Raw genomic sequence first — 24,004 nt, forward strand, 5'->3', positions numbered from 1 at the left:
TCGTCGACCCCGGCTCGTGTCCCGCTGAACGACCGCGCGCGTCCGCTCGGCGTGTCAGCATGGGGCATGAGTCGATGCGTCGCGCCCGTGCTCGTCGCGCTGTGCCTCGGCCTCCTCGGTTGCGGCGGGGACGACGTCGTCGTGCCAACCGACCTCGCCGAGTGCAACCACGGTCCCGACTCACGCGGCGACGACCTCCAGTTCCCCAGCGCGATGCACTGGCTCGAGGACGACCACGCCTACGACGAGGCGGCCGATCTCTACGTGTGCATCGACCCGGAGGTCGGCGGCACGGTCTCGGTGACCGCCCCTGACGGGGTCGAGGTGGCGCCGGGCGAGCAGGAGGTCGCCACCGACGGCGACGGCATCCTGCGCTTCGAGGTGCGGGTCGAGCCCGACGCCTCGGGCCAGATCCTGGCCAGGACGGAGTCGGACGGCCTGGGCTCCGGGCTGTTCGGACCGGTCGTGGAGACCGACGAGGACCACTGGTCCTTCGCGGAGGGCGACTGAGCGCCGTGGCTCAGCCCGTGGCTCAGCCCGCCGCGACCGCGCGGCCGGCGGCCCGCCCCGAGAAGATGCAGCCGCCGAGGAACGTGCCCTCCAGCGCGTTGTAGCCGTGGACCCCGCCGCCGCCGAAGCCGGCGACCTCGCCCGCGGCGTACAGGCCCGGGATCGTCGTGCCCGAGGTGTCGAGCACGCGCGAGTCGAGGTCGGTCTGCAGGCCGCCGAGCGTCTTGCGGGTCAGGATGTTGAGGCGTACGGCGATGAGCGGGCCGTTGTCGGGGTCGAGGAACGCGTGCGGCTTGGCGACCCGCACCAGCTTGTCGGTGCGCGAGCGCCGGGCGTTGGCGATCGCCATCAGCTGGAGGTCCTTGGAGAACTCGTTGCCGAGCTCGCGGTCGCGGGCCTCGACCAGGCGGCGGACCTGCTCGACGTCGAGCTCGGGTCCGCGGGCGATCTTGTTCATCCCCGCGACGAGGTCCTCGATGGTGTCGGCGACGACGAAGTCCTCGCCGTGCTCCTTGAACGCCTCGACGGGGCCGGGCGCGCCCTTGGCGAGCCGGCTGCGGAGCAGGAACTTCACGTCCTTGCCGGTGATGTCGGGGTTCTGCTCGGAGCCGGAGAGGGCGAACTCCTTCTCGATCACCTTCTGGGTCAGCACGAACCACGAGTAGTCGTGGCCGCCGGCCAGGATGGCCTTCATCGTGCCCATCGTGTCGAAGCCGGGGAAGCAGGGAGCGGGCAGCCGGTGGCCGGTGGCGTCCAGCCACAGCGACGACGGGCCGGGCAGGATCCGGATGCCGTGGTCGGGCCAGATCGGGTCCCAGTTGTGGATGCCCTCGGTGTAGGCCCAGAGCCGGTCGCGGTTGACGATCGCCGCGCCGGCGTCCTCGCTGATCTGCAGCATCCGACCGTCGACGTGGGCCGGCACGCCGGCGATCAGGTGCTCGGGGGCCGGGCCGAGGCGGTCGGTGGGCCAGTGCTTGCGGATCAGGTCGTAGTTGTGGCCGATGCCGCCGCTGGTGACGATCACCGCGGGCGCACGCAGCTCGAAGGTGTCGACCTCCTCGCGCGACGACTTCTCGCCGCGCGGCAGGTCGTCGTCGGGGGCGAGGATCGCGCCGCGTACGCCGACGACGGCCCCGTCCTCGACGACGAGCTCGTCGACACGGTGCCGCAGGCCGAGCTCGACGAGGCCCTTCTGCTCGCCCTCGAGCACCGGCTCTGCGAAGACGCGGACGACCTCGGGCCCGGTGCCCCAGGTGAGGTGGAAGCGGGGCACGGAGTTGCCGTGGCCCTCGGCGGTGCCGCCGCGCTCGGCCCAGCCGACGAGCGGCAGCAGGCGCAGGCCCAGCGCGTGGAGGTAGTCGCGCTTCTCGGTGGCCGCCCACTCGACGTACGCCTTGGCCCAGCGCTCGCCCCAGACGTCCTCGTCCTCGAGCCGGTCGAAGCCGGCCGACCCGAGCCAGTCCTGGAGCGCGAGCTCGGGGGAGTCCTTGATGCCCATGCGGCGCTGCTCGGGGGAGTCGACGAGGAACAGCCCACCGAGGGACCAGAACGCCTGCCCACCGAGGTTGTTGCGGTTCTCCTGGTCGAGCAGGAGGACCGACTTGCCGGCCAGCACGAGCTCGTGGGTGGCGACGAGGCCGGCGATGCCGGCTCCGACGACGATGGCGTCAGGCGTCACGACGTCTCCTTGAAGAGGGGTTGGGCGAGGTCGGCGAGCAGGCGCAGGGTGGCGTCGTCGCGTCGGGGGTCGGGCTGGACCTGGGCGACGGCGTTCTCGCCGTCGAGGTAGCTGATGACGACGCGGAGCACGGCCTGGACGTCCTCGCTCCACAGGTCGCCGGCGAAGGTGCTGGCCGCCAGCGCCGTGCGCCGGTGGTAGTCGCGCAGGGCGGGCTCGAGGTCGGCGCGGAGCTCGGCGTCGGTGCGTGCGGCGCGGACGAGCTCGTGCCAGACCTGGTTGGAGCGCGAGCGGACGAGCCGGCGCAGGGCGAGCAGCGCGTCGTGCACCGTCTCGGCGCTCAGCGTCACGCCCGCGAACTGCGCGGCGAACTCGTCGGTCTGACGCTCCGCGACCCGCTCGGCGGTCGCGACCAGCAGGGCACGACGGTGGGGGAAGTGCCGGAACAGTGCGCCCTGGCTGAGCCCCGCCTCCTCGCACACGGCCGCCACCGTGGTGTGGGCGTAGCCCGCCGCGTCGACCACGACCTCGACGGCGTCGAGGAGGCGGCTGATCGTCTCCTCGCGGCGCTCCGCCTGGCTGCGGCGGCCGGTGCTCGCAGTCACGGTCGTGGTGGTCATGAGCGGGAGACTAGCACTTAGATAGTGAATGCTCTCTAAGTTGGCGGATGAGGAACCGGGTGACAGAATCGCCGGATGCGCTACCCCTCCCGCGGCCGGCTGGCCGCCGCCCTCGCGGTGCTCGTCCTCCCGCTCGCGGCGTGCTCTGACAGCAGCAACGCCGAGATGCTGGAGCCGCGCACCTTCGGCGACCTTCCGGCGGGCATCGACTACGTCGCGATGGGTGACTCCTACAGCGCCGGCCCGCTGGTCACCACGATCCGCTCCGACCCCTCGGGCTGCGTCCGCTCCACCGACAACTACCCGGCGTTCGTGGCCGGCTGGCTCTCGGTCGACACCTACACCGACGTCACCTGCTCGGGCGCCGACACCCGCGACCTGACCCGGCGCCAGACGACGGCTGACGGCAAGCGGGTCGCGCCGCAGCTCGATGCGCTCTCGGCCGAGACCGACCTGGTGACGCTGGGCATCGGCGGCAACGACTTCAGCATCTTCTCCACGCTGCTCTCCTGCATCGACGGCTGCTCGCCCCGGCTCGAGCAGCGGCTCGCGCGCGACGCCGGCCGGGTGGAGCAGCGGGTGGCGGGCGCCGTGCAAGCCGTCGCGGAGCGTGCCCCCGAGGCCGAGGTCTACGTCGTCGGCTATCCCCACGTCCTGCCCACCGACACGACCTGCCCGGCCGTCCCGCTGCCGCCCGACCAGCTCGCCGCGGCGGCCGGCATCGCCGCCGACCTCAACGCCTCGCTGAAGGCGGGGGCGGAGGCTGCCGGGGCGTCGTACGTCGATGTCGACTCGATCTCGGAGGGGCACGACGTCTGCGCGGGAGACGACGCCTGGATCAACGGCCCCGAGCTGAAGCTCGGCATCGCGGCGCCGTTCCACCCGATGCTGGCCGGGATGCGTGGCGTGGCCGCCGAGGTCTTCAAGGCCGTGTCGGGCGACGACGCGCCCGCGAGCGAGCGCGCGACGCCGCCGCGGGACGCGATCGTGCGCAACTGACGGTCAGGTTGTCGGCAGGTTCACCGGACGAGGCTGGTCGCACACCGACCTCAGGAGGCCTCAGGTGTTCGACCTGATCGACGGAATCCCGCTCCACCCGCTCGTCGTCCACGCGGTGGTGGTGCTGCTGCCGCTCGCGACCCTCGGCACGATCGCCATCGTCGCCCGGCCGGCCTGGCGTCTGCGCTTCGGACCGCTCGTCGTCGCCGCCGCAGCGTTGTCCACTGCGCTCATCCCCGTTGCGACGTCCAGCGGCGAGGCGCTCGAGCGTCGCGTCGGCGACCCGGGGCGGCACGCCGAGCTCGGTGACCAGCTGATCTGGTTCGCGGTGCCGCTGCTCCTGCTCAGTGCCGCCCTGGTGTGGCTGGAGTGGCGGCGAGGTCGCCCCGGCGCACCGGTGGGCTCGCGTACCCTCCTGAACGTGGTGGCGGCACTCGTCGTGGTCGCGGCACTCGCCTCGGCCGTGCAGGTCTACCGGGTCGGCGACTCCGGGGCGCGGGCCGCCTGGTCGGACGCCGGCACGACCGCCGGGAAGTGAGGGAGTCGGTGATCACGTGCTGACGGTCGGAGTCTGCGAGGACGACCCCGCCATCCGGCGGGTGATCACCCAGAGCCTGCGCTACGCCGGGCACGAGTCGGTCGTCGCGCACACCGGCGCGGAGGCGCTGCGGCTGTTCGGCGCCGACGCGGCCCTGGACGTCGTCATCATGGACATCGGACTTCCCGACGCGGACGGCCGCGACGTCTGCCAGGCGCTCAAGTCGGCGGGGCAGCACGCGCCCGTCCTCTTCCTTTCGGCCCTGGGTGACATGCACGACAAGCTGTCGGGCTTCCACGCCGGCGGCGACGACTACGTGTCGAAGCCCTTCGACGTCAAGGAGCTCCTGGCCCGACTGGACGTGCTCGGGCGTCGCGCGCCGGTGAGCGTCGGGACGACCGGGCTGCTGCTCGACCCGGTCACGCACAGCGTTCGCTCGCCGGCCGGCGAGGTCCGCCTCACGCCCACCGAGTTCCGCATGCTGGCGGCGATCACCTCACGTCCCGGCGAGGTCGTGCGCCGGCGCAGCGTGGTGGCGGCCGCCTGGCCCGACGGCGCGTCCGTCAGCGAGAACACGATCGACTCGTTCATCCGACGCCTGCGCAGCAAGCTCGAGTCCGTCTCCTCGCCGGTCGGGATCGAGACGGTGCGCGGTGTGGGGTTCCGTGTCGTCTGAGGCCTCCGGAGGCGCCGGGTCCCTGCGTCGCCAGCTGGTCGGGCTGAGCGCGGCGGTGACCGCGGTCGCCGCCGTCCTGCTCACCCTGCTCGTCCAGCTGCTGCTGGGCCAGACGTCCACCGACTCGGTCAACCAGGTGCTCCGCGATCGTTGCGACAACGTTGCGACGGCGGTCCGCGGGGCCTCGACGGGCTCGACGATCGTGGTCCCCGCCTCGGCCCTCCAGGCGGGTGTCGCGGTGTACGACGACGCTGGTGCCCTGGTGGGCGGTGCCGTCCCCAGCGCGTTCGCCGACGTCTACGACGAGCTCAGCCGGACCACCGAGCCGACCGTGACCCGCGAGATCGACGACAGCGACCGCGTCCGTGCCCAGCCCTTCACCCTCGCGTCGGGCGTGCGTGGTGTCGTGGTGGTGACCGAGCGGCTGGCGCCGTACGAGGAGGCCGAGCGCTACGCCCTGGCCGTCAGCATCGGCACCGGGCTGCTGGCCGTCCTCGCCTCCGCACTGCTGGCCGCGTGGGTGAGTCGACGGGCGCTGCGTCCGGTCGGGCGGATGGCCGCGACCGCCTCGCAGTGGAGCGAGCGCGACCTCGGCCGACGCTTCGACCTCGGTGCCCCGACCAACGAGATCACCGCGCTCGGCGGCACCCTCGACGGGCTGCTGGACAAGGTGTCGGCCGCGATCCGGTCCGAGCAGCGGCTGACCTCGGAGCTGGCCCACGAGCTGCGGACCCCGCTCACGGCCGTCCAGGGGACGGCGGGGCTGATGCTGATGCGACCGGACCTCGACGACGACCTGCGTGACGACGTCGAGGAGATCCTGGTCGGCACGCGCCGGATGGGTGAGACGATCACGGGCCTGCTCGAGCTGGCACGCTCGACCTCGAGCATGGCCGCCGTATCGGTCTCGCACCTGCGCTCCGCCGTCGAGCACGTGACCGAGCGGCACGCCGACGTCGCGATCGGCGACGTCGACGCCACGATCGGCATGCCCGAGAGCCTGGTCGTCCGGGCCATCGGGCCGGTGGTGGACAACGCCGTCCGGATCGCCGACCACGTCACGATCACCGTCGGTCACGCCCGCCCCGGCTACGTCGCGGTCCTCGTCGACGACGACGGCCCCGGAGTGGGACCGGACGACGTCGAGCGGATCTTCGAGGCCGGTCACACGAGCGGGGGTCACGCGGGGTCCGGCCTGGGCCTGCCGCTCGCCCGGCGGATCGCCCGCAGCGCGGGCGGCGACGTCCGGCTCGAGCGCCGTGACGTCGGCAGCCGCTTCGTCATCGAGCTCCCGCGGGCCTGAGGGGCGACGACCGCAGTCAGGTGACAGTCAGGTTGCGCGCCCGATCCTGAGCCCATGACGACCTCCAGCCACCGCATCCGTGTCGCGCCGCTGCTGAACAGGGTGCCCGAGGTCACCGTGTTCTTCTGGGTGATCAAGATCCTCTGCACGACCGTCGGTGAGAGCTTCGCCGACTACGTCAACGAGACACTCGGCTTCGGGCTGACCAACACGACGCTCGCCTTCGGGCTGGCGCTGGTCGTCGCGCTGGGCCTCCAGTTCCGGGCCCGCCGCTACGTTCCCGGCCCCTACTGGCTCGTGGTGGTCCTGGTCAGCGTGGTCGGCACCCTGCTCACCGACAACCTCACCGACGCCCGCGGCGTGCCCCTGTGGCTGAGCTCGACGGTGTTCGCGTTGCTGCTGGGGGGCGTCTTCGCCGCGTGGTACGCCCGTGAGGGGACGCTGTCGATCCACTCCATCAACACCGCCGCCCGCGAGGGCTGGTACTGGGTGGTCGTGCTGGTGACCTTCGCGCTCGGCACGGCCCTCGGCGACTGGACCCTCGACCTCACCGGCTGGTCGCCGGGCGCGGCGATCCTCCTGCCTGCCGGCCTGATCCTCGCCGTGCTGGTCGCCTGGCGCGCCGGCCTCGGCCCGGTCCTCTCCTTCTGGCTCGCCTACGTCCTGACCCGCCCGCTCGGGGCCAACATCGGCGACTTCCTCGCAACGGGCCGCTCCGACGGCGGTCTCGGGCTCGGCACGCTGGTCACCAGCATCGTCTTCCTGGCCACGATCCTGGCCACGGTCGTCTACCTCACCGTGTCCTCGGTCGACCGTGTCGAGGCCGAGGCCCGCGCGGCCGGCTCCTAGTCCGCGGCGATCCTGTCCCGCCACCAGGCGACGGTCTCCTTGAGGCCGATGTCCATCGGCGTGGGGGAGAGACCGAGCCGCGCCTCGCTGGCACTCGAGTCGAGGACGAACGGCTTGTCGAACTGGTAGGCCGTTTCCGACATCTCCTTCATGCTGCGCGCCGCGACCCCCATCGCCTTCATCGCCCAGGTCGGGATGGCCGACATCTTCGGCACGGCGACCCCAGCCGCGTCGGCCACCCGCTCGACGAGCTGGCGCTGGGTGACGGCGGGCGCGGTCGGCGCGTGCAGGAACGAGTTGTGCAGCCTCGGGGTGGCCGCCGCCAGGATCATCGCGGTGGCGAGGTCGGGGACGTAGGTGAACGAGTGCGGCTGGTCGAGGCTGCCGACCACGCGCATCGTCTTCCCGGCCAGCACGGTCGGGATCATCCGGTCGCCGGCGTGCGCCATCAGCACCCGCGGGCCGTAGAAGTCGGACGCCGCCACGTTGACGGTCGCGGTGGGGGAGGCGTCCCGCTGGGCCAGCAGCTCGGTCCGGACCCCCAGCTTGCCGGTCGAGGCCGCGCGGGGGAGGTCCTCGGTGATCGGGCCGTCGACGAGACCGTAGGAGTAGAGGCTCTCGGGGAAGACCACGACCGCGCCGACGCGGCCGGCGGCCTCGAGCACCGCCTTCTCGGCCGCGGGCAGCTCCGCGCGCCACACCCGGGCGTCGTACGCCGACCCGTGGATGCAGTGGTGCACGACCGATGCCCCGGCGAACGCGGCCTCGAGCTGGTCGAGGCGGGAGACGTCCACCCGACGGCGCTCGATCTGCGGGTGCTCGGGTCCGCTGCCCGAGCGGGTCAGGAGTCGCACCTGCTGGCCGGCCTCAGCCAGCTGCAGGGCGACTGTCGAGCCGACGGGGCCGGCTCCGGTGACGACGTGGACGGTGCTCATGGTGACTCCTCGCGGGTTGGGAGAGCAGTGCTCTCGTTTCGCTCAGCATGAACTGTCGCAACGCGAAAAGCAAGAGCAGTGCTCTCTTCAGTGACTGGCGCACTCATCTGTGTCAGGATCGGGTGCATGAGCAACCCCACGACGCCCCGCGCGCGAGCCCGCGAGCAGACGATGCGCGACATCGTGCGCGTCGGCCGCACACACCTGGCGACCGATGGCGCGGCCGCGCTCTCGCTGCGCGCGATCGCCCGCGACATCGGGTTGGTGTCGTCAGCGGTGTATCGCTACGTCGAGAGCCGTGACGAGCTGCTGACGCTCCTGGTCATCGACGGCTACGACGAGCTGGGCGACGCGGTGGATGCCGCGGTCGCCGTGGTCCCCGAGGGCGACCACGCCGGCCGTCTCCGGGCCGTCGGACGGGCGGTGCGTGCCTGGGCGCTGGCCGAGCCGGCGACGTACGCCCTGCTCTTCGGCAGCCCGGTGCCCGGCTACCACGCACCGTCGGAGCGCACGACCGGTCCGGGGACGCGGGTGATCGGCGCGCTGATCGCGATCTGGGAGGCCGCGTGGCTCGACGGCAGCCTGCGGGTCGACGAGGGCGCGATCGCGCCACGACGGCTGAGCCGCGACCTCGCGCGCATCCGCCGGGAGGCCGGCATCACGGCCCCCGACGCGCTGGTCGCGCGCGGGATGCTGATGTGGGCCGCGGTGTTCGGCTGCATCAGCTTCGAGGTGTTCGGGCAGTACGGCGCCGACACCCTCACCCAGCCGGGTGACCTCTTCGAGCACCACCTGCGGGTGCTCGAGGAGGTCGTCGGCCTGGGTTAGTCCTTCAGCTCGCAGATCACCGCGCCGTTGGTGACCGTCGCGCCGACCTCGGCCTGCAGGCCGGTGACGGTGCCGGCCTTGTGGGCCTTGAGCGGCTGCTCCATCTTCATCGCCTCGAGGACGACGACGACGTCGCCCTCGGCGACGCTCTGGCCCTCCTCCACGGCGACCTTGACGATGGTGCCCTGCATGGGCGAGGTGACGGAGTCTCCGGACGCCGCGGCGCCGGCCTTCTTGGCTGCCCGCTTGGGCTTCTTGGCCCCGCCGGCAGCGCCGCCGCCGGCGGAGATCCCGCCCAGCCCGGCCGGCAGCACGACCTCGAGGCGACGACCCCCGACCTCGACGGTGACGGTCTGGCGCTCGCCCGCCTCCTCGGCCTCGGCCGAGTCGCCGGCGTAGGGCTCGAGCTGGTTGTCGAACTCGGTCTCGATCCACTGGGTGTAGACGGTGAACTCGCCCTCGCCGGACGGGGTGGAGGGGCCGACGTAGGCCGGGTCGGAGACGACCGCGCGGTGGAACGGGATGACGGTGGGCATCCCGTCGACGACGAACTCGTCGAGGGCGCGGCGCGAGCGCTCGAGCGCCTGGGTGCGCGTGGTGCCGGTGACGATGAGCTTGGCGATCAGGGAGTCGAACGAGCCGGGGATGGTCTCGCCGTTCACGTATCCGCCGTCGAGGCGCACGCCGGGTCCGCTCGGCGGGGCCCACGCGGAGAGGGTGCCGGGCGCGGGCATGAAGTTGCGGCCGCCGTCCTCGGCGTTGATGCGGTACTCGATGGAGTGGCCGCGGATCTCGGGGTCGTCGTAGCCGAGCTCCTCGCCAGCGGCGATGCGGAACATCTCGCGCACGAGGTCGATGCCGGTGACCTCCTCGGAGACGCAGTGCTCCACCTGGAGGCGGGTGTTGACCTCGAGGAACGAGATGGTGCCGTCCTGGGCGACGAGGAACTCGCAGGTGCCGGCGCCGTAGTAGCCGGCCTCCTTGAGGATCCGCTTGGACGACTCGTAGAGCTCGCTCAGCTGCTCGTCGGTCAGGAACGGCGCGGGAGCCTCCTCGACGAGCTTCTGGTTGCGGCGCTGGAGCGAGCAGTCGCGGGTGGAGACGACCACGACGTTGCCGTGCTGGTCGGCCAGGCACTGGGTCTCGACGTGTCGCGGCTTGTCGAGGAACTTCTCGACCAGGCACTCCCCGCGGCCGAACGCGGTGACGGCCTCGCGGACCGCGGACTCGTAGGCGTCCGGGATCTCCTCGAGCGTGCGGGCCACCTTGAGGCCGCGGCCACCGCCGCCGAAGACGGCCTTGATCGCGACCGGGAGGCCGTTGGCCTTGGCGAACTCGACGACCTCGTCCGCGTCGGCGACCGGGTCCTTGGTGCCGGGCGCGAGCGGGGCGTTGGCGCGGTCGGCGATGTGCTTGGCCTTGGCCTTGTCGCCCAGCGCCTCGATCGCGGCGGGCGGCGGGCCGATCCAGATCAGCCCGGCGTCGATGACGGCCTGGGCGAAGTCGGCGTTCTCGGCGAGGAAGCCGTAGCCCGGGTGGATGCTGTCGGCGCCGGACTTCTCGGCGATCGCGATGATCTTGGCGATGTCGAGGTAGGTCTCGGCGGGGGTGGCGCCGCCGAGCGCGTGCGCCTCGTCGGCCAGCCGGACGAACTGGGCGTCGCGGTCGGGGTCGGCATAGACCGCGACGCTGCCGATGCCGGCGTCCTTGCAGGCGCGGATGACGCGCACGGCGATCTCGCCGCGGTTGGCGATGAGGACCTTCTGCAGTCCCTGCTGAACGGACGGCTGGTCGGACTGGTGGTCGGCCACGTTTTTCACTCCCGGCTTCCTCGACTGCTTCCGTGCGGAGACTATCGCTCCCCTCGCGCGGGGCCGACCGAGGTGTCGGGCGCGGACGGGGCGCCCACGACGACGGCCCCCGGGGTCTCAACCGGGGTCTCAACCGGGGTCTCAACCGGGGGCCGTCGTGGGTGGGTGGGTCAGCGCACCTGCAGCGTGCGGTTGGCCCGGGTCGTGCCGTCGTCGTTCTTCGCGACGACGGTGACCTTGACCGCGCCCTTGGCCAGGGCGGGCAGCGTCACGGCGCCGCCCCCGGCCGAGAGCTTCTCCGCGAGGAGCTTCTTCCTGCCCTGCCGGACGACGACCTTGACCGAGTCGGCGTCGATCGCCGCGACCGCGACGGAGGCGCCGGCCGCGCGGCCGACCTTCTTGGCCGAGGCGATCTTGACGACGGGGCGACTCTTCCCGGGGACGGGGTTGGCGGTCACGGTCGTCGTCGGACCGCTGGTCGGGCTCGCGGTCACCGTCGTGGTCGGTACGGCGGTGGGGCTGGCCGTGACGGTCGTGGTGGGACCGCTGGGCAGTGTGCTGGGCGTCCGGCCCAGCATCGTGGCGAACAGGTCGGTCTGGTCGATCACGCCGGTCACGTTCGCGGCCTGCGGGCCGATCGCCGCGACGCGGATCTGGGCGCCGGTGTGCGTGGCCTGCTGCGGCGGCGTGCCGGCGTACGACGAGGAGTAGGCCACCGTCATCGGGTCGCCGTCGAAGGCCGTGACGGTCGCTGTCATGCTGCCGCCGAAGTCGTCCGGGACGATCTGCGTGGAGTGCGCGTGGTCGCCGGTGACGATGACGAGCGTGTCGGGGTGCGTCTTCTGGTAGGCCAGCGCGCTCTTGACCGCGAGATCGAGCTCCTCGAGCTCGCCGATCGCGCCGCAGATGTCGCGCTCGTGCTCGGCCTTGTCGACGCTGGCGCCCTCGACCTGGAGGAAGAACCCGTTGGGGTTGTCCAGCAGCGTGATGGCCTTCTCGGTCATCGCCTGGAGCGTGGGCTGCGTGCCCCGGTCCTGCGCGGCGCACGTGCCGTCGGGCGTGGTGGCGCCGCCCGCCTTGGCCTCGAGCTTGGCGTACTTGCGGGTCATGTTGGCGCTCGAGAACAGGCCCAGCACCGGCTTGGTCGCCACCGAGGTCACCGCGTCCAGCTCGGCGGCGGTCGTCGCGACGGCGTAGTTGCGGGTGCTCTTCGCGTAGTCGAGCACCGTCGGGCCGGCGTCGGTGGCCTGGGCGAAGCGGGCGGCACCGCCGCCGAGGAGGACGTCGACGCCGGAGTCGACGAGCTGCTCGGCGACCGAGCCCTTGCCGCCGTTGGACTTCTTCGCGGCGGTGCAGTCGGCCATGTTGGCCGGTCCCTGGCAGGCGCGGGCGTTGATGTGCGACGCGGCCGCGGCGGGGGTGGCGTCGGTGATCTCGGCGGTCGAGACGTCCCCGGTGAGCTTGCCGGCCTTCTCGAACTTCTCCAGGACGGTCTCGTAGTCCTCGCCGGGGACGGTGGCCGCGGTCGAGGGGCCCTGCGAGAGGCGGCCGTCGACGGTCTTCTTGCCGGTCGACCATCCGCTGGCGGTCGGGGCCGAGTCGGAGACGTAGGCGATCGGGTAGTCCGGCCCCGCGCCGACCTTGAGGCCGTAGGTCGTCATCGCGCCCGAGAAGGGGAGCTCGTCGAGCGCGAGGCGTCCCGCAGCGCCGACCGAGTAGTTGCGGGCGGCGGTGATCATCGAGTCGTCCATGCCGTCACCGATGAGCAGGATGACGCTCGTGGGCTTGGCCGGGTCGATCGCCCCGGCGAGGTCGGCGGAGCGGTCCTGGGTGAATCCCATGGGTACGGCGGTGGCCGCGGCGACGCCGAGGGCCAGCACGGCGGCCGTGCCGCCGGCCGCGGCGGCGAGCGAGATGCGCTTCACGATCGTGGTTCCTTTCGTCGGATGGTCCGCCTCGCAGGGTGGGTCCGACGTCCGGCGCCGACGTGTCCGCGAGGCGTCGAGCGGATGACGATCAGGCAGAGCGGAGGGGGCGGGCGCCGGAGGTTAGCGATCGCTAACCTGTGGCGCTAGTCTCCTCGCATGAGCTTCGACCTGTCTCCCGAGCACGAGCAGTTCCGCCGCAGCGTCCGCGACTTCGCGCAGGCCGAGATCGCGCCGCACGCGGCGCAGTGGGACCGCGACCACCACTTCCCGACCGACGTCGTGCAGAAGATGGGCGCGCTCGGCCTCATGGGCCTCACCGCTCCCGAGGAGTACGGCGGGTCGGGGCTGGCCGGCGAGGACGGCGGCTTCACCAGCCTGTGCCTCGCGATCGAGGAGATCGGCCGCGTCGACCAGTCGATGGGCATCACCCTCGAGGCGGCCGTCGGGCTCGGCATCAACCCGATCCTGACCTACGGCACGGACGAGCAGAAGCAGGAGCACCTGCCCGCGCTGGTGGCCGGCGAGCGGCTCGCCGGCTTCGGCCTCACCGAGCCCGGCGCCGGCTCGGACGCGGGCGCGACGAGGACGAAGGCGGAGCTGAGCGACGGCGAGTGGGTCGTCAACGGCGCCAAGCAGTTCATCACCAACTCGGGCTCCGACATCACCTCGCTGGTGACCGTGACCGCGCGCACCGGCGAGCGCGAGGCCTCCGACGGGACCACGCGTCCGGAGATCTCGACGATCATCGTCCCGAGCGGGACGCCCGGGTTCACCGCCGAGAAGCCCTACGACAAGCTCGGCTGGCACGCCTCCGACACGCACCCGCTGTCCTTCGAGGACGTGCGCGTCCCCGAGGCCAACCTGCTGGGTGAGCGCGGTCGCGGCTATGCCCAGTTCCTCGCGACCCTCGACGACGGCCGGGTCGCGATCGCCGCCCTGGCCGTCGGCTGCATCCAGGCCTGCCTGGACATGTCGGTGGAGTACTCCCTGGACCGCCAGACGTTCGGCGGCCCGATCGGTCGCAAGCAGGGTGTCGCCTTCCAGGTCGCCGACCTGCAGGTGATGCTCGACGCGTCGCGCCTGCTGACCTACAAGGCGGCCGCCATGAAGGACGCGATGGACGCCGGCGCGAACGTCTCGATGAAGGACTTCAAGCAGGCGGCGGCGGTCGCGAAGCTCTACTCCACGGAGTCGGCGGTCACCGCCACCCGGATCGCGACCCAGGTCTTCGGCGGCTACGGCTTCATGGAGGAATACCCCGTCACCCGCTTCTACCGCGACGCCAAGGTGCTCGAGATCGGCGAGGGCACCTCGGAGATCCAGCGCATGCTGATCGCTCGCGGACTCGGCCTGCCGGTGGAGTGAGCAGCATTCCGCGTCGTACCGCGCCGTGCCGGGTCGCGACGGATACGCGATCGGCGGGCCGATAGCCGTAGCCTTGCAGGCGTGACGTCGAGAGGACGCCGGTTGGCGGGCGAGATCTGGCGCTACATGGCCGTCGGCCTCGGCGCCACGATCGTCGCGTTCATCCTCTTCAACGGCCTCGTCCACGGCTTCAGCACCGCCTATCGCGCGCCCCTCAACGGGCACCCGCTGACCGGCTACGTCCTGGCCAACCTCGTCGGTACGGCGGTGAGCTACCGCGGCACCCGCTCGTGGGCCTTCCGCCATCGCGGCACCACCCACTCCGACGGCGGCCGCACGGCGTTCGTCACGATCAGCGTGGCGACGATGGCGATCCCGCTGGCCTGCCTGTGGATCAGCCGCAACCTGATGGGCCTCGACGACCCCTTCTCCGACAACATCTCCGCCAACGTGATCGGCCTCGCGCTCGGCAACCTCGCCCGGTTCGTGCTGACCCGGCAGTTCGTGTTCCACGTCCGCAACGACGTGGATGCCCTCGACACCGTGTGAGCCACCGGGCACGATGAGGCGATGCGATCCCGGCGCAGGACCCTGACGGCAGCGTTCGCGAGTCTGGTGGTGGTGGGGTCGCTCGCCGGCTGCGGTGTCACCCGCGGCGACGACAGCCGGGACATCCTGATGATCATCCCCAACAGCCCCGGGGGCGGCTACGACCTCACCGGTCGCGACGCCGTGCAGGTGCTCGAGGACGACGACATCACCGGCGGCTCCATCACGGTCGACAACATCGTCGGCGCCGGTGGTGCGGTCGCCATGACCGAGCTGGTCGGGAAGGTCGGCGACGAGCACACGCTGATGACCGTCGGCCTCGGCGTGGTCGGCTCGACCTACTCGTTCGGCAGCCAGTTCGGCCTGAGCGACGCCACCCCGATCGCCCAGCTGATGAGCGAGCCCGAGGGGATCCTGGTGCCCGGCGACTCGCCGTACAAGACGCTCGACGACTTCCTCGAGGCGTGGAAGGCAGACCCTGGCTCGCTGGCCGTGGGCGGCGGGTCCTCGCCCGGTGGCCCCGACCACCTGTTCCCGATGCAGCTCGCGCAGACCGTCGGGATCGACCCCAACGACGTCAACTTCGTGACGTACGACGGCGGCGGCCCCCTCACCAGCGCGCTGCTCGGCCAGAAGATCGACGCCGGCTTCTCCGGGCTGCCCGAGTTCCAGGGCTCCATCGACTCCGGCGAGCTGCGGGTGCTGGCCGTGTCGGGGGAGGAGCGCTACCCCGACGACAGCCCGTTCGCCGACGCCCCGACGCTCACCGAGTCGGACGTCGACCTGGTCTTCCTCAACTGGCGCGGCGTGCTCGCGCCGCCCGACCTCAGCGACGAGCGCACCGACCAGCTGATCGGCTACTTCGAGACGATGCACGACACCCCGGAGTGGCAGAAGGTGGTCGCCGACAACGGCTGGACCGACGACTTCAAGACCGGCGCTGACTTCGGCACCTTCATCGACGAGCAGGACGAACGGGTGTCCTCCACCCTCGAGGAGCTGGGGTTGCTGTGAGCGAGAAGAACGTCGTCGCCGACCAGCGGGTCGACCGGGCGCAGTTCGCGCTCGCCGCCGTCCTGGCCGTGGTCGGGATCTACACGATCATCGACGCCCGTGGGCTCAACGTCGGCTTCGGCGACCCGATAGGGCCGCGGGTCTTCCCCTACGTCATCGGCACCGCGATGGTCGTGCTGGCGGTGCTGCTCGCCGTGGCGACGGCGCGCGGCGACGTGCCCGAGGCGGAGGAGGGGGAGGACGTCGACCTGACGTCACCGCCCGACTGGCTCACGGTCGCCAAGCTCGTCGGGATCCTGGTCCTCAACATCCTGCTGGTGAACCTCGTCGGCTGGGCGATCACCGGCGGCCTGCTGTTCGCCGGCTGCGCGTGGGCCCTCGGGTCGCGGACGCTGGTGCGCGACCTGCTTGTCGGCTTCGTGCTGTCGGTGGCCAGCTGGTACTTCTTCTACGTGGGGCTCGGGGTGCCGCTCTCGCCGGGCATCCTCGACGGGATCCTGTGAGGCCGGCATGGACACCCTGAACCTCCTCCTCGACGGCTTCGCCAGCGCCTTCACGCTGGAGAACCTGCTCTACGCCGCGATCGGCGTGCTCCTCGGCACCTTCGTCGGCGTGCTCCCGGGCATCGGCCCGGCCATGGCGCTCGCGCTGCTGCTGCCGGTGACCTACGGCCTCGACGCGACCCAGGCATTGATCATGTTCGCCGGCATCTACTACGGCGGCATGTACGGCGGGTCCACCACCTCGATCCTCCTGAACACCCCCGGCGAGTCCGCGTCGGTGATGACGGCCATCGAGGGCAACAAGATGGCCAAGAAGGGCCGGGCGGCCCAGGCCCTCGCGACGGCGGCGATCGGCTCCTTCATCGCCGGCACCATCGGGACGCTGCTGGTCGCGTTCTTCACCCCGTCGATCGCGAGCTGGGCGGTGGAGATCGGCGCACCGTCGTACTTCGCGATCATGCTGCTCTCGATGGTGCTGGTCAGCAGCGTGCTCGGCGCCTCCAAGCTGCGAGGCTTCATCGCGCTGGCGATCGGGCTGACCATCGGGCTCGTCGGGCTGGACGCGTCGACCGCCCAGGCCCGGCTGACGGGCGGCTACCTCGAGCTCGCCGACGGCATCGACATCGTGGTCGTCGCCGTGGGCGTCTTCGCGATCGGCGAGGCGCTGTGGACGGCGGCGCACCTGCGGCGCCGCCCGATCGACGTGATCCCCGTCGGGCGGCCGTTCATGGGGCGTGACGACTGGCGCCGGTCGTGGGCGCCGTGGCTGCGCGGCACGGCGTTCGGCTTCCCCTTCGGCGCGCTGCCGGCCGGCGGTGCGGAGACGCCGACCTTCCTGTCCTACATCACCGAGCGCAAGCTGGCCGCGCGCCGCGGCAGCGCCGACGAGTTCGGCGAGGGCGCCATCGAGGGCGTGGCCGGGCCGGAGGCCGCCAACAACGCCAGCGCGGCCGGCATGTTCGTCCCGCTGCTCGCGCTCGGCCTGCCCGTCACCGCGACCGCCTCGATCCTGCTCGCGGCGATGCAGAAGTACGGCATCGTGCCCGGCCCGACCCTGATGACCGACCAGCCCGACCTGATCTGGACCCTGCTGGCCAGCCTCCTGATCGGCAACACGCTGCTGCTCGTCATCAACCTGCCGCTCGCCCCGCTGTGGGCGCGGCTGCTCCGGATCCCGCGACCGCAGCTCTACGCAGGCATCCTGTTCTTCGCCTGCCTCGGCGCCTACAGCGTGGGCCAGAGCTCGTTCGACCTGCTCCTGCTGCTGCTCTTCGGCGGCCTCGGCTTCGCGACCCGGCGCTTCGGCATCCCGGTGCTCCCCCTGATCCTCGGCGTGATCCTCGGCCCGCTGATGGAGGTCAAGATGCGCGAGGCGCTCGACCTGTCCAACGGCGACGTCAGCGGGCTGTTCAACGAGCCGCTCGCGATCTTCGTCTACGTCCTCGTCGTCCTGGCGATCGTGGTGCCGCTGCTGCTCGCCCGGTTCCGACCCTCACCCCTGCTCGACCAGCACGTCCAACGCGAGGACCAGGAGGTCTCCTGATGGCTGTCGTGATCGGGTTCATCCCCGACGAGTACGGCGAGGCGGCGCTCACCGCCGGCCTCGAGGAAGCGCGACGGCGCCAGACCGGCGTCGTGGTCGTCAACAGCACCAAGGGCGACGCCCTGATCGACAAGCGATATGTCGGCGCGGAGGGGATGTCGACCCTCGAGCAGCGCCTCGAGGAGAGCGGCGTCGAGCACGAGCTGCGCCAGACGATGGGCCGCGACATCGCCGACGAGATCCTGTCGGTGGCCTCGCAGGTCGACGCCGACGCCATCGTGATCGGCATCCGGCACCGCACGCCGGTCGGCAAGCTGATCATGGGCAGCGTCGCGCAGAAGGTGATCATCGACGCGACCTGCCCCGTGGTGGCCGTCAAGCCGTAGTCGGGCTCCACAGCTCGGTCCACTCGTGCCCGAGCTCGGCCACGAGGTCGCGCAGGAGCGGGAGGCTGACCCCGACCACGTTGTGGTGGTCGCCCTCGATGTGGGTCACGAAGGCGCCGCCGAGGCCGTCGACGGTGAAGGCGCCGGCCACGTCCAGCGGCTCACCGGTCGCGACGTACGCCGCGATCTCGGCGTCGCTGACGTCGGCGAAGTGCACCGTCGTGCTCGCCGTCGCCGCGGCGACCCGGCCGGTGGCCGTGTCGCGGAGGCTGTGACCGGTGCGAAGCACGCCGGCGCGGCCTCGCATCGCCTGCCAGCGGCGTACGGCGACCTCCGCCGACCCCGGCTTGCCCAGTGCCTCGCCGTCGAGCTCGAGCACCGAGTCGCAGCCGAGCACCAGCGCACCCTCGGGCACGTCGTCGCGTGCCGCGACGGCCGCGCACTTGAGCTCGGCCAGCTGGAGCGCCAGCTCGGCCGGCGGCAGTCCGTCGAGCCGCGACTCGTCGACCCCGCTCACGATCACCGTCGGGTCGATGCCCGCGCTGCGTAGCGTGGCGAGGCGGGCGGGGGACGCGGAGGCCAGGACGAGGTGCATGGGCCCGACCCTAGGCGGGTCCTCCTACCGCCGACCGTGTGGCCTGGCTGTCAGCGGGTGACACCTACGCCACATCGTCGGCGACCTCGCAGCCGGGTCCGCACGGGGTCGGACGCTGGGTCAGACCGCGTGCGGTCAGGATGTGAGCCAAGGCTGCGGCAACCCGACACGGCGCGAGGACTTGCGCCCACCCGAGACGCACCGTGATCGAGTCCGCCATCGCCGCCGCGAGGTCGCGGTCGAGGTCGGCCCACCTGTCCTCGGCGTCGCGATGCCCGAACTGGCCGTCGAGCTCGACCAGCGTCGCCTGGGGTGCGTACTTCACGTCGCGCCTGACTCGCTTCGCACCCGCCTGCTCCACGACCTGGCGCGTGCCTCGTGGAAGCCCGTGTGCCCTCTCGACGTCGCGGAGGTAGCGCCGCTCGAGGACCGAGTGTGCGCCGCTCGCTGCGTCCTCAAGGATCTCGAGCAGGGCCGAGCGCTGCGGCAGCCTGTTGAGCCGGGTCAAGGTCGCCGCGAGCTGCTCCGGGTCGGTCCTCTTCTGGGCGCAGGCGTCGGCCAGGACGGCGATCGCGCCCTCAAGGTCGCGAGAGCTGGCGACCTTCAGGAGCGCGAACTCCAGCTTCACCCGCGGCGGAAAGCGGTACGGCGAGAGCCACGTGCGCCACTCGCGCACTCGCTCCACCTCGACGCCGGTCATCGGCGTGAAGGTTCGCGACGCGTCCACCAGCACCTGGACAGCCGCCTCCGGTGCGCGCCTGGACCGGTCGTGTCGCACGCCGTACAACGTCAGGGCAGATTCCCGGTGCAGCGCAGCCGGCCAGTAGTAGAGCACCGCCGCCCACTCGCGCTGCTCCCGCGTCAGAGGGCCGGTGTGGTCGACGTAGACCCCGGGATGGATCACTGCCCATTCGCGCCGGCGGACCCGGCGTCGGATGTCGTCGTGTCGGCCGCCGGCCCAGAGCACCTGCCGACGGCTGACGACGCCGCATTGTCGCGCCATCAGCCGGGCCAAGGTGACCTCGTCGAGCGTGCTCTCGGTGCGGGGCGGTCGCGGCATGTGCAGAGGATGCTCGCCTCGACCGCTGCCCAATCGCGTGGCGGGCGGCCTGTGGACAGCGGGACAGTGTGGCCCGGGTGTCAGCTGGTGACGTCCAGACCACACGGTCGGCTCAGAGCCGGGCCAGCGCCGCCTTGAGCGGGTCGAGGCCGAGCGAGCCGAGGTCGAGGGCGGCGCGGTGGAAGGCCTTCAGGTCGAAGTCGTCGCCCTGGCGCTCCTGCACCTCGGCGCGCGACTCGAGCCAGATGCGTTCGCCGACCTTGTACGACGGCGCCTGGCCCGGCAGGCCGAGGTAGCGCTTCACCTCGAACTGCAGCACCTCGTCGTCCATCCGGCAGTGCAGCCGCATGAACTCCAGGCCCAGCTCGGGCGTCCACGTCTCGCCGGGGTGGAACGCGCTGCCGCCCGCACCGAGGGTGTTGTCGGCGGGGATCTCGAGCTCGAGGTGCATGCCGATGTCGACGATGACGCGCGCGGCACGCAGCGACTGCCCGTCGAGCATGCCCAGCTTGTCGGCCGGGTCGTCGAGGTGCCCGAGCTCCTCCATCAGCCGCTCGGCGTACAGCGCCCAGCCCTCGCCGTGCCCGCTGCACCAGCACATCAGGCGCTGCCAGCGGTTGAGGCTCTCCTGGCGGTAGGCCGTCTGGGCGACCTGGAGGTGGTGGCCCGGCACGCCCTCGTGGAAGACGGTCGTGACCTCGCGCCACGGGTGGAAGTCCTCGATGCCGTCGGGCACCGACCACCACATGCGTCCGGGGCGGCTGAAGTCCTCGGACGGGCCGGTGTAGTAGATGCCGCCGTCGTTGGTCGGGGCGAGCATGCACTCGATCCGGCGGATCGGCTCCGGGATGTCGAAGTGGACGTCGGCGAGCTCGGCGACGGTGCGGTCGGCGAGGTCCTGCATCCAGTCGCGGAACGCCTCGCGGCCCTTCACCACGCGGGAGGCGTCGGCCTCGAGGTGGGCGACGGCCTCGTCGACGCCCGCGCCGGGCAGGATCGCGTCGGCGGTCTCGGCCATCAGGTCGGCCAGGCGCTGCAGCTCGGTCCAGCCCCAGGCGTAGGTCTCGTCGAGGTCGACCTCGGCGCCGAGGAAGTAGCGGCTCTCGAGGGCGTAGCGCTCGCGTCCGACGCCTTCCTTGTCGCGTCCCTGGGGCTCCAGCTCGTCGGAGAGGAAGAGTCCGAAGGCGGCGAACGCCCGACTCGCGGCGGCAGCGGCCCCGGAGAGCTCGGGGGCGTCCAGACGAGCCACGAGCCCGGCGAAGAAGTCGCCGCCGTCGCCGACCTGACCGGTCCATCGACGCACCTGCTCGGCGACCTCGGCGTACTGACGCGAGGCCGCGACGTGGCCCTTGCGCGCCTCGTCGGACAGCGTCACCCGCAAGCCCTCGAGGGCCTCGGGGATGGCGGCCATCCGGGCGCTGATGTCGGCGATCGCCTCCGGCCCGTCGGTCGGCATCAGGTCGAAGACCTCGCGGATCTCGTGCAGCCCGCTCCACAGCACCGACATCCGCGATCGCGCGAGGCCGGCAGCCTCCAGCTCCAGCTCGAGCCGGTTGCGCTCGAGGAAGGAGTCGCGGGCCGCAGCCTCGCGGTCGTCGACCGGGGTGGCGGCCTCGACGGCGTCGACCGCTGCCTGCACGAGGGCGATGCGGGCGTCGTACCCCGCGGGTGACAGGTCGGTCAGCCGGTCGTCGTGGCCGGCGACGCCGATGGCGGTGGCGGTCACGGGGTCGAGGGCCGCGTAGTCCGCGACGAACTGGTCACACAGGGCATCGATGGTTCGGTTGCTCACGACCGTCACCCTGCCACGGCGTGTGTCAGGATCGCGCCATGATTTCCCGGGGGAGGACTGGGGTCGTCGTCGGCGCCCTCGCACTGGTGCTGAGTGGCTGCAGCGGGGACAACCCGGAACCCGAGCGCAGCACCGGGGTGGACCCCGAGTGGTACGACGCCCTCGACGCTGCCGTCGAGGACGCCGGCGAGGTCGGCGACATCCCGACACTGCGCTCCGACGACTGCCCGCTCGACACCCCGGCCGTCGCCGGGGAGGAGCTCGACGGCGACACCGACGTCGGCGTCAGCACGCTCGGCGACTCCGGGCACCGGCTCGTGTGCCGGTGGTCGCCACCCGCGACCGACCTGGTCCTCACGCGCTTCGACGACCCGGCCGAGCTGGAGCTCGCCCGCGACGAGGTGGGCGAGCCCGGCGAGCAGGACAACGGTGACAACGTCGAGACCACGGAGACGATCACCGTGGGGGACCGGGACCTGGTCGTGCGACGCACCGTCTATCCCACCAACGACAGCCACATCGACTACGCCGCGTGGTACTTCGACGACGAGTCCGCCGGCCTCGTCCTGCTCGACGTGGAGACGACCGAGACCCGCGGCCTGATCGAGAGCTACGACGCCCAGCAGGCGGCCGAGGACCTCGCCGCCCTGCTCGACGGCTAGCGGGGCAGGCCGCTCGCCCGCCAGCCGGACGGCCCGTGGGCCACGGGGCGGCGGACGAGGCGGGCGGGGGCGGACCATGCAGGGGTACGGCGCCGCGGAGCCGGCTCCGACGACGACCCGAGCGCCGAGAAGACCGCCACGAGCGCGGCGATCTCCTCCGGCGTCGCGTCGGCGTTGACGACCCGCAGGATCGGGGACTCGCCTGGGCTGGTCATCGCGGGGTCGGCCATCAGAGCGGGATGTTCCCGTGCTTCTTGGCCGGCAGGGTGGCGCGCTTGGAGCGCAGCAGCCGCAGGGAGCGCACGATCTCGGAGCGGGTCTCGTGGGGCGCGATCACCGCGTCGATGTAGCCGCGCTCGGCCGCGATGTAGGGGTTGGCCAGCGTGTCGTCGTACTCCTGGACCAGCTCGGCCCGCCGCTCGGCCTCGGTGCCGTCCTCGACCGCCTGCTTGATCTCGTTGCGGTAGAGGATGTTCACCGCGCCCTGCGCGCCCATCACCGCGATCTGGCCGGTGGGCCAGGAGACGTTGATGTCGGCGCCGAGGTGCTTGGAGCCCATGACGTCGTAGGCGCCGCCGTAGGCCTTGCGGGTGATGACGGTGACGAGGGGGACGGTGGCCTCGGCGTAGGCGTAGATCAGCTTGGCGCCGCGCCGGATGATGCCGGTGTACTCCTGGTCGGTGCCGGGCAGGAAGCCGGGCACGTCGACGAAGGTCAGCACCGGGATGTTGAACGCGTCGCAGGTGCGCACGAAGCGCGCGGCCTTCTCGCTGGCGTCGATGTCGAGGCAGCCGGCGAACTGCATCGGCTGGTTGGCCACGATGCCGACGGGACGCCCCTCGACGCGGCCGTAGCCGACGATGATGTTGGGCGCGAACATCGCGTGGACCTCGAGGAACTCCTGGTCGTCGAGGACGGCCTCGATCACCGTGTGCATGTCGTAGGGCTGGTTGGCGCCGTCGGGGATGAGGGTGTCGAGCGAGGTGTCGAGGTCGCTGACCTCGAGGTCGGCGACCTCGTCGAACGCGAACGCCTCGTCGAGGTTGTTCTGCGGGAGGTAGGACAGCAGCGCCTTGGTGTACTCGATGGCGTCCTCCTCGTCGGAGGCCATGTAGTGCGAGTTGCCCGACTTGGTGTTGTGCGTGCGGGCGCCGCCGAGCTCCTCCATCGTGACGTCCTCGCCGGTGACGGTCTTGATGACGTCGGGTCCCGTGATGAACATCGCGGAGGTCTGGTCGACCATGATCGTGAAGTCGGTGACGGCGGGGGAGTAGACGTGGCCACCCGCGCAGTTGCCCATGATCAGGCTGATCTGGGGGATGACGCCGGAGGCGTGCACGTTGCGCTTGAAGATCTCGCCGTAGAGCCCGAGCGAGACCACGCCCTCCTGGATGCGCGCGCCGGCGCCCTCGTTGATCCCGATGATCGGGCAGCCGGTCTTGATGGCGAGGTCCATGACCTTGGTGATCTTCTCGCCGTACACCTCGCCCAGCGAGCCGCCGAAGACGGTGAAGTCCTGGGAGAAGACGCAGACCTGGCGGCCGTCGACGGTGCCGTAGCCGGTGACCACGCCGTCGCCGTACGGACGTCGCTCCTGGAGCCCGAAGGCGGTGGAGCGGTGTCGCGCCAGCTCGTCGAGCTCGACGAACGAGCCCTCGTCGAAGAGCATCTCGATGCGCTCGCGGGCGGTCTTGCGGCCCTTCGCGTGCTGCTTCTCGATCGCCTTCGCCGACCCGGCGTGCACGGCCTCGTCGAGGCGGCGCTCGAGGTCGGCGAGCTTGCCCGCAGTCGTGTGGATGTCGATGTCGTCCGGGACGTCCGTGCCCTCGCCGGGCTGAACCTGTGCGCTCACTCCAGTGG

General features: G+C 71.7%; 24 protein-coding genes. 14 read left to right on the forward strand and 10 right to left on the reverse strand.

The window, feature by feature from the left end; genetic code table 11:
- Positions 1 to 66: 66 nt before the first annotated feature.
- On the forward strand, positions 67 to 510 hold the full coding sequence (locus C7S10_RS07620; RefSeq protein WP_108343789.1) for a hypothetical protein: 444 nt from the start codon (positions 67 to 69) through the stop codon (positions 508 to 510).
- Between the two features lie 22 nt (positions 511 to 532).
- Here C7S10_RS07620 and C7S10_RS07625 read toward each other — a convergent pair whose 3' ends face one another.
- Both C7S10_RS07625 and C7S10_RS07630 read right to left on the reverse strand, forming a co-directional pair.
- Positions 533 to 2,188 carry an FAD-binding dehydrogenase gene (locus C7S10_RS07625; RefSeq protein ID WP_108343790.1) on the reverse strand — a complete coding sequence of 552 codons (1,656 nt, stop codon included), beginning with the start codon at positions 2,186 to 2,188 and terminating at the stop codon, positions 533 to 535.
- The gene (locus tag C7S10_RS07630) at positions 2,185 to 2,808 is read right to left on the reverse strand and encodes a TetR/AcrR family transcriptional regulator (RefSeq protein ID WP_108343791.1); all 624 of its coding nucleotides are present in this window, start codon (positions 2,806 to 2,808) and stop codon (positions 2,185 to 2,187) included. Before C7S10_RS07630 ends, C7S10_RS07625 begins: the two co-directional genes overlap by 4 nt.
- Positions 2,809 to 2,883: 75 nt before the next feature.
- On the opposite strand from C7S10_RS07630, the gene C7S10_RS07635 reads away from it, so the two are divergent.
- The 5 genes from C7S10_RS07635 to C7S10_RS07655 all read left to right on the forward strand — a co-directional run bounded on the left by C7S10_RS07635 (position 2,884) and on the right by C7S10_RS07655 (position 7,173).
- Positions 2,884 to 3,807, forward strand: a complete 924-nt coding sequence (locus tag C7S10_RS07635) for an SGNH/GDSL hydrolase family protein (RefSeq protein ID WP_108343792.1) — start codon at positions 2,884 to 2,886, stop codon at positions 3,805 to 3,807.
- A gap of 64 nt (positions 3,808 to 3,871) precedes the next feature.
- Positions 3,872 to 4,345 carry a DUF2231 domain-containing protein gene (locus C7S10_RS07640; RefSeq protein ID WP_108343793.1) on the forward strand — a complete coding sequence of 158 codons (474 nt, stop codon included), beginning with the start codon at positions 3,872 to 3,874 and terminating at the stop codon, positions 4,343 to 4,345.
- Positions 4,346 to 4,361: 16 nt separating this feature from the next.
- The gene (locus C7S10_RS07645; protein ID WP_108343794.1) at positions 4,362 to 5,021 is read left to right on the forward strand and encodes a response regulator transcription factor; all 660 of its coding nucleotides are present in this window, start codon (positions 4,362 to 4,364) and stop codon (positions 5,019 to 5,021) included.
- Positions 5,011 to 6,324: a sensor histidine kinase gene (locus C7S10_RS07650; protein ID WP_165807078.1), complete on the forward strand. Its 1,314-nt coding sequence runs from the start codon at positions 5,011 to 5,013 to the stop codon at positions 6,322 to 6,324. Before C7S10_RS07645 ends, C7S10_RS07650 begins: the two co-directional genes overlap by 11 nt.
- Positions 6,325 to 6,378: 54 nt before the next feature.
- Positions 6,379 to 7,173, forward strand: a complete 795-nt coding sequence (locus C7S10_RS07655) for a COG4705 family protein (protein WP_108343796.1) — start codon at positions 6,379 to 6,381, stop codon at positions 7,171 to 7,173.
- On the opposite strand, the gene C7S10_RS07660 is transcribed toward C7S10_RS07655, so the two are convergent.
- Positions 7,170 to 8,108 (reverse strand): NAD-dependent epimerase/dehydratase family protein, encoded by a 939-nt coding sequence (locus tag C7S10_RS07660; protein WP_108343797.1) that lies wholly within the window; start codon positions 8,106 to 8,108, stop codon positions 7,170 to 7,172. The genes C7S10_RS07655 and C7S10_RS07660 overlap by 4 nt on opposite strands.
- A gap of 126 nt (positions 8,109 to 8,234) precedes the next feature.
- On the opposite strand from C7S10_RS07660, the gene C7S10_RS07665 reads away from it, so the two are divergent.
- Complete coding sequence (locus tag C7S10_RS07665) at positions 8,235 to 8,936, forward strand: TetR/AcrR family transcriptional regulator (protein WP_108343798.1); 702 nt, start codon at positions 8,235 to 8,237, stop codon at positions 8,934 to 8,936.
- Here C7S10_RS07665 and C7S10_RS07670 read toward each other — a convergent pair.
- Positions 8,933 to 10,756 carry an acetyl/propionyl/methylcrotonyl-CoA carboxylase subunit alpha gene (locus C7S10_RS07670; RefSeq protein WP_165807079.1) on the reverse strand — a complete coding sequence of 608 codons (1,824 nt, stop codon included), beginning with the start codon at positions 10,754 to 10,756 and terminating at the stop codon, positions 8,933 to 8,935. The genes C7S10_RS07665 and C7S10_RS07670 overlap by 4 nt on opposite strands.
- 161 nt (positions 10,757 to 10,917) lie before the next feature.
- Positions 10,918 to 12,672, reverse strand: a complete 1,755-nt coding sequence (locus C7S10_RS07675; protein WP_207769281.1) for an alkaline phosphatase — start codon at positions 12,670 to 12,672, stop codon at positions 10,918 to 10,920.
- A gap of 159 nt (positions 12,673 to 12,831) precedes the next feature.
- Here C7S10_RS07675 and C7S10_RS07680 point away from each other — a divergent pair, with 159 nt between their 5' ends.
- From C7S10_RS07680 to C7S10_RS07705, 6 genes are all read left to right on the forward strand, one after another.
- Positions 12,832 to 14,040: an acyl-CoA dehydrogenase family protein gene (locus C7S10_RS07680; RefSeq protein ID WP_108343799.1), complete on the forward strand. Its 1,209-nt coding sequence runs from the start codon at positions 12,832 to 12,834 to the stop codon at positions 14,038 to 14,040.
- An 81-nt stretch (positions 14,041 to 14,121) separates the two neighbouring features.
- A complete protein-coding gene (locus tag C7S10_RS07685) occupies positions 14,122 to 14,589 on the forward strand; it encodes a GtrA family protein (RefSeq protein ID WP_133176458.1) in 468 nt (155 codons plus the stop codon).
- A 21-nt stretch (positions 14,590 to 14,610) separates the two neighbouring features.
- Positions 14,611 to 15,603, forward strand: a complete 993-nt coding sequence (locus C7S10_RS07690) for a Bug family tripartite tricarboxylate transporter substrate binding protein (protein ID WP_108343801.1) — start codon at positions 14,611 to 14,613, stop codon at positions 15,601 to 15,603.
- A complete protein-coding gene (locus tag C7S10_RS07695) occupies positions 15,600 to 16,106 on the forward strand; it encodes a tripartite tricarboxylate transporter TctB family protein (RefSeq protein WP_108343802.1) in 507 nt (168 codons plus the stop codon). Before C7S10_RS07690 ends, C7S10_RS07695 begins: the two co-directional genes overlap by 4 nt.
- 7 nt (positions 16,107 to 16,113) lie before the next feature.
- The gene (locus C7S10_RS07700) at positions 16,114 to 17,649 is read left to right on the forward strand and encodes a tripartite tricarboxylate transporter permease (protein WP_108343803.1); all 1,536 of its coding nucleotides are present in this window, start codon (positions 16,114 to 16,116) and stop codon (positions 17,647 to 17,649) included.
- A complete protein-coding gene (locus C7S10_RS07705; protein WP_108343804.1) occupies positions 17,649 to 18,035 on the forward strand; it encodes a universal stress protein in 387 nt (128 codons plus the stop codon). The genes C7S10_RS07700 and C7S10_RS07705 overlap by 1 nt, the downstream gene beginning before the upstream one ends.
- Here the strand turns inward: C7S10_RS07705 and C7S10_RS07710 are convergent.
- The 3 genes from C7S10_RS07710 to C7S10_RS07720 all read right to left on the reverse strand — a co-directional run bounded on the left by C7S10_RS07710 (position 18,025) and on the right by C7S10_RS07720 (position 21,482).
- A complete protein-coding gene (locus C7S10_RS07710) occupies positions 18,025 to 18,630 on the reverse strand; it encodes a Maf family protein (protein WP_108343805.1) in 606 nt (201 codons plus the stop codon). The two genes, C7S10_RS07705 and C7S10_RS07710, sit on opposite strands and share 11 nt — an antisense overlap.
- Positions 18,631 to 18,694: 64 nt before the next feature.
- A complete protein-coding gene (locus tag C7S10_RS07715) occupies positions 18,695 to 19,690 on the reverse strand; it encodes a hypothetical protein (protein ID WP_108343806.1) in 996 nt (331 codons plus the stop codon).
- Positions 19,691 to 19,802: 112 nt separating this feature from the next.
- A complete protein-coding gene (locus tag C7S10_RS07720) occupies positions 19,803 to 21,482 on the reverse strand; it encodes a DUF885 domain-containing protein (protein ID WP_108344043.1) in 1,680 nt (559 codons plus the stop codon).
- Between the two features lie 38 nt (positions 21,483 to 21,520).
- On the opposite strand from C7S10_RS07720, the gene C7S10_RS07725 reads away from it, so the two are divergent.
- Positions 21,521 to 22,144, forward strand: a complete 624-nt coding sequence (locus C7S10_RS07725; RefSeq protein ID WP_133176459.1) for a hypothetical protein — start codon at positions 21,521 to 21,523, stop codon at positions 22,142 to 22,144.
- Here C7S10_RS07725 and C7S10_RS07730 read toward each other — a convergent pair.
- Positions 22,141 to 22,374 (reverse strand): acyl-CoA carboxylase subunit epsilon, encoded by a 234-nt coding sequence (locus tag C7S10_RS07730; protein WP_243395257.1) that lies wholly within the window; start codon positions 22,372 to 22,374, stop codon positions 22,141 to 22,143. The genes C7S10_RS07725 and C7S10_RS07730 overlap by 4 nt on opposite strands.
- Positions 22,374 to 23,996, reverse strand: coding sequence for an acyl-CoA carboxylase subunit beta (locus C7S10_RS07735; RefSeq protein WP_108343808.1), 1,623 nt, complete (start codon positions 23,994 to 23,996; stop codon positions 22,374 to 22,376). Before C7S10_RS07735 ends, C7S10_RS07730 begins: the two co-directional genes overlap by 1 nt.
- Between the last annotated feature and the right edge of the window lie 8 nt (positions 23,997 to 24,004).

Origin of the sequence: Nocardioides currus (genome assembly GCF_003057875.1) — a bacterium.
Classification (GTDB): domain Bacteria; phylum Actinomycetota; class Actinomycetes; order Propionibacteriales; family Nocardioidaceae; genus Nocardioides; species Nocardioides currus.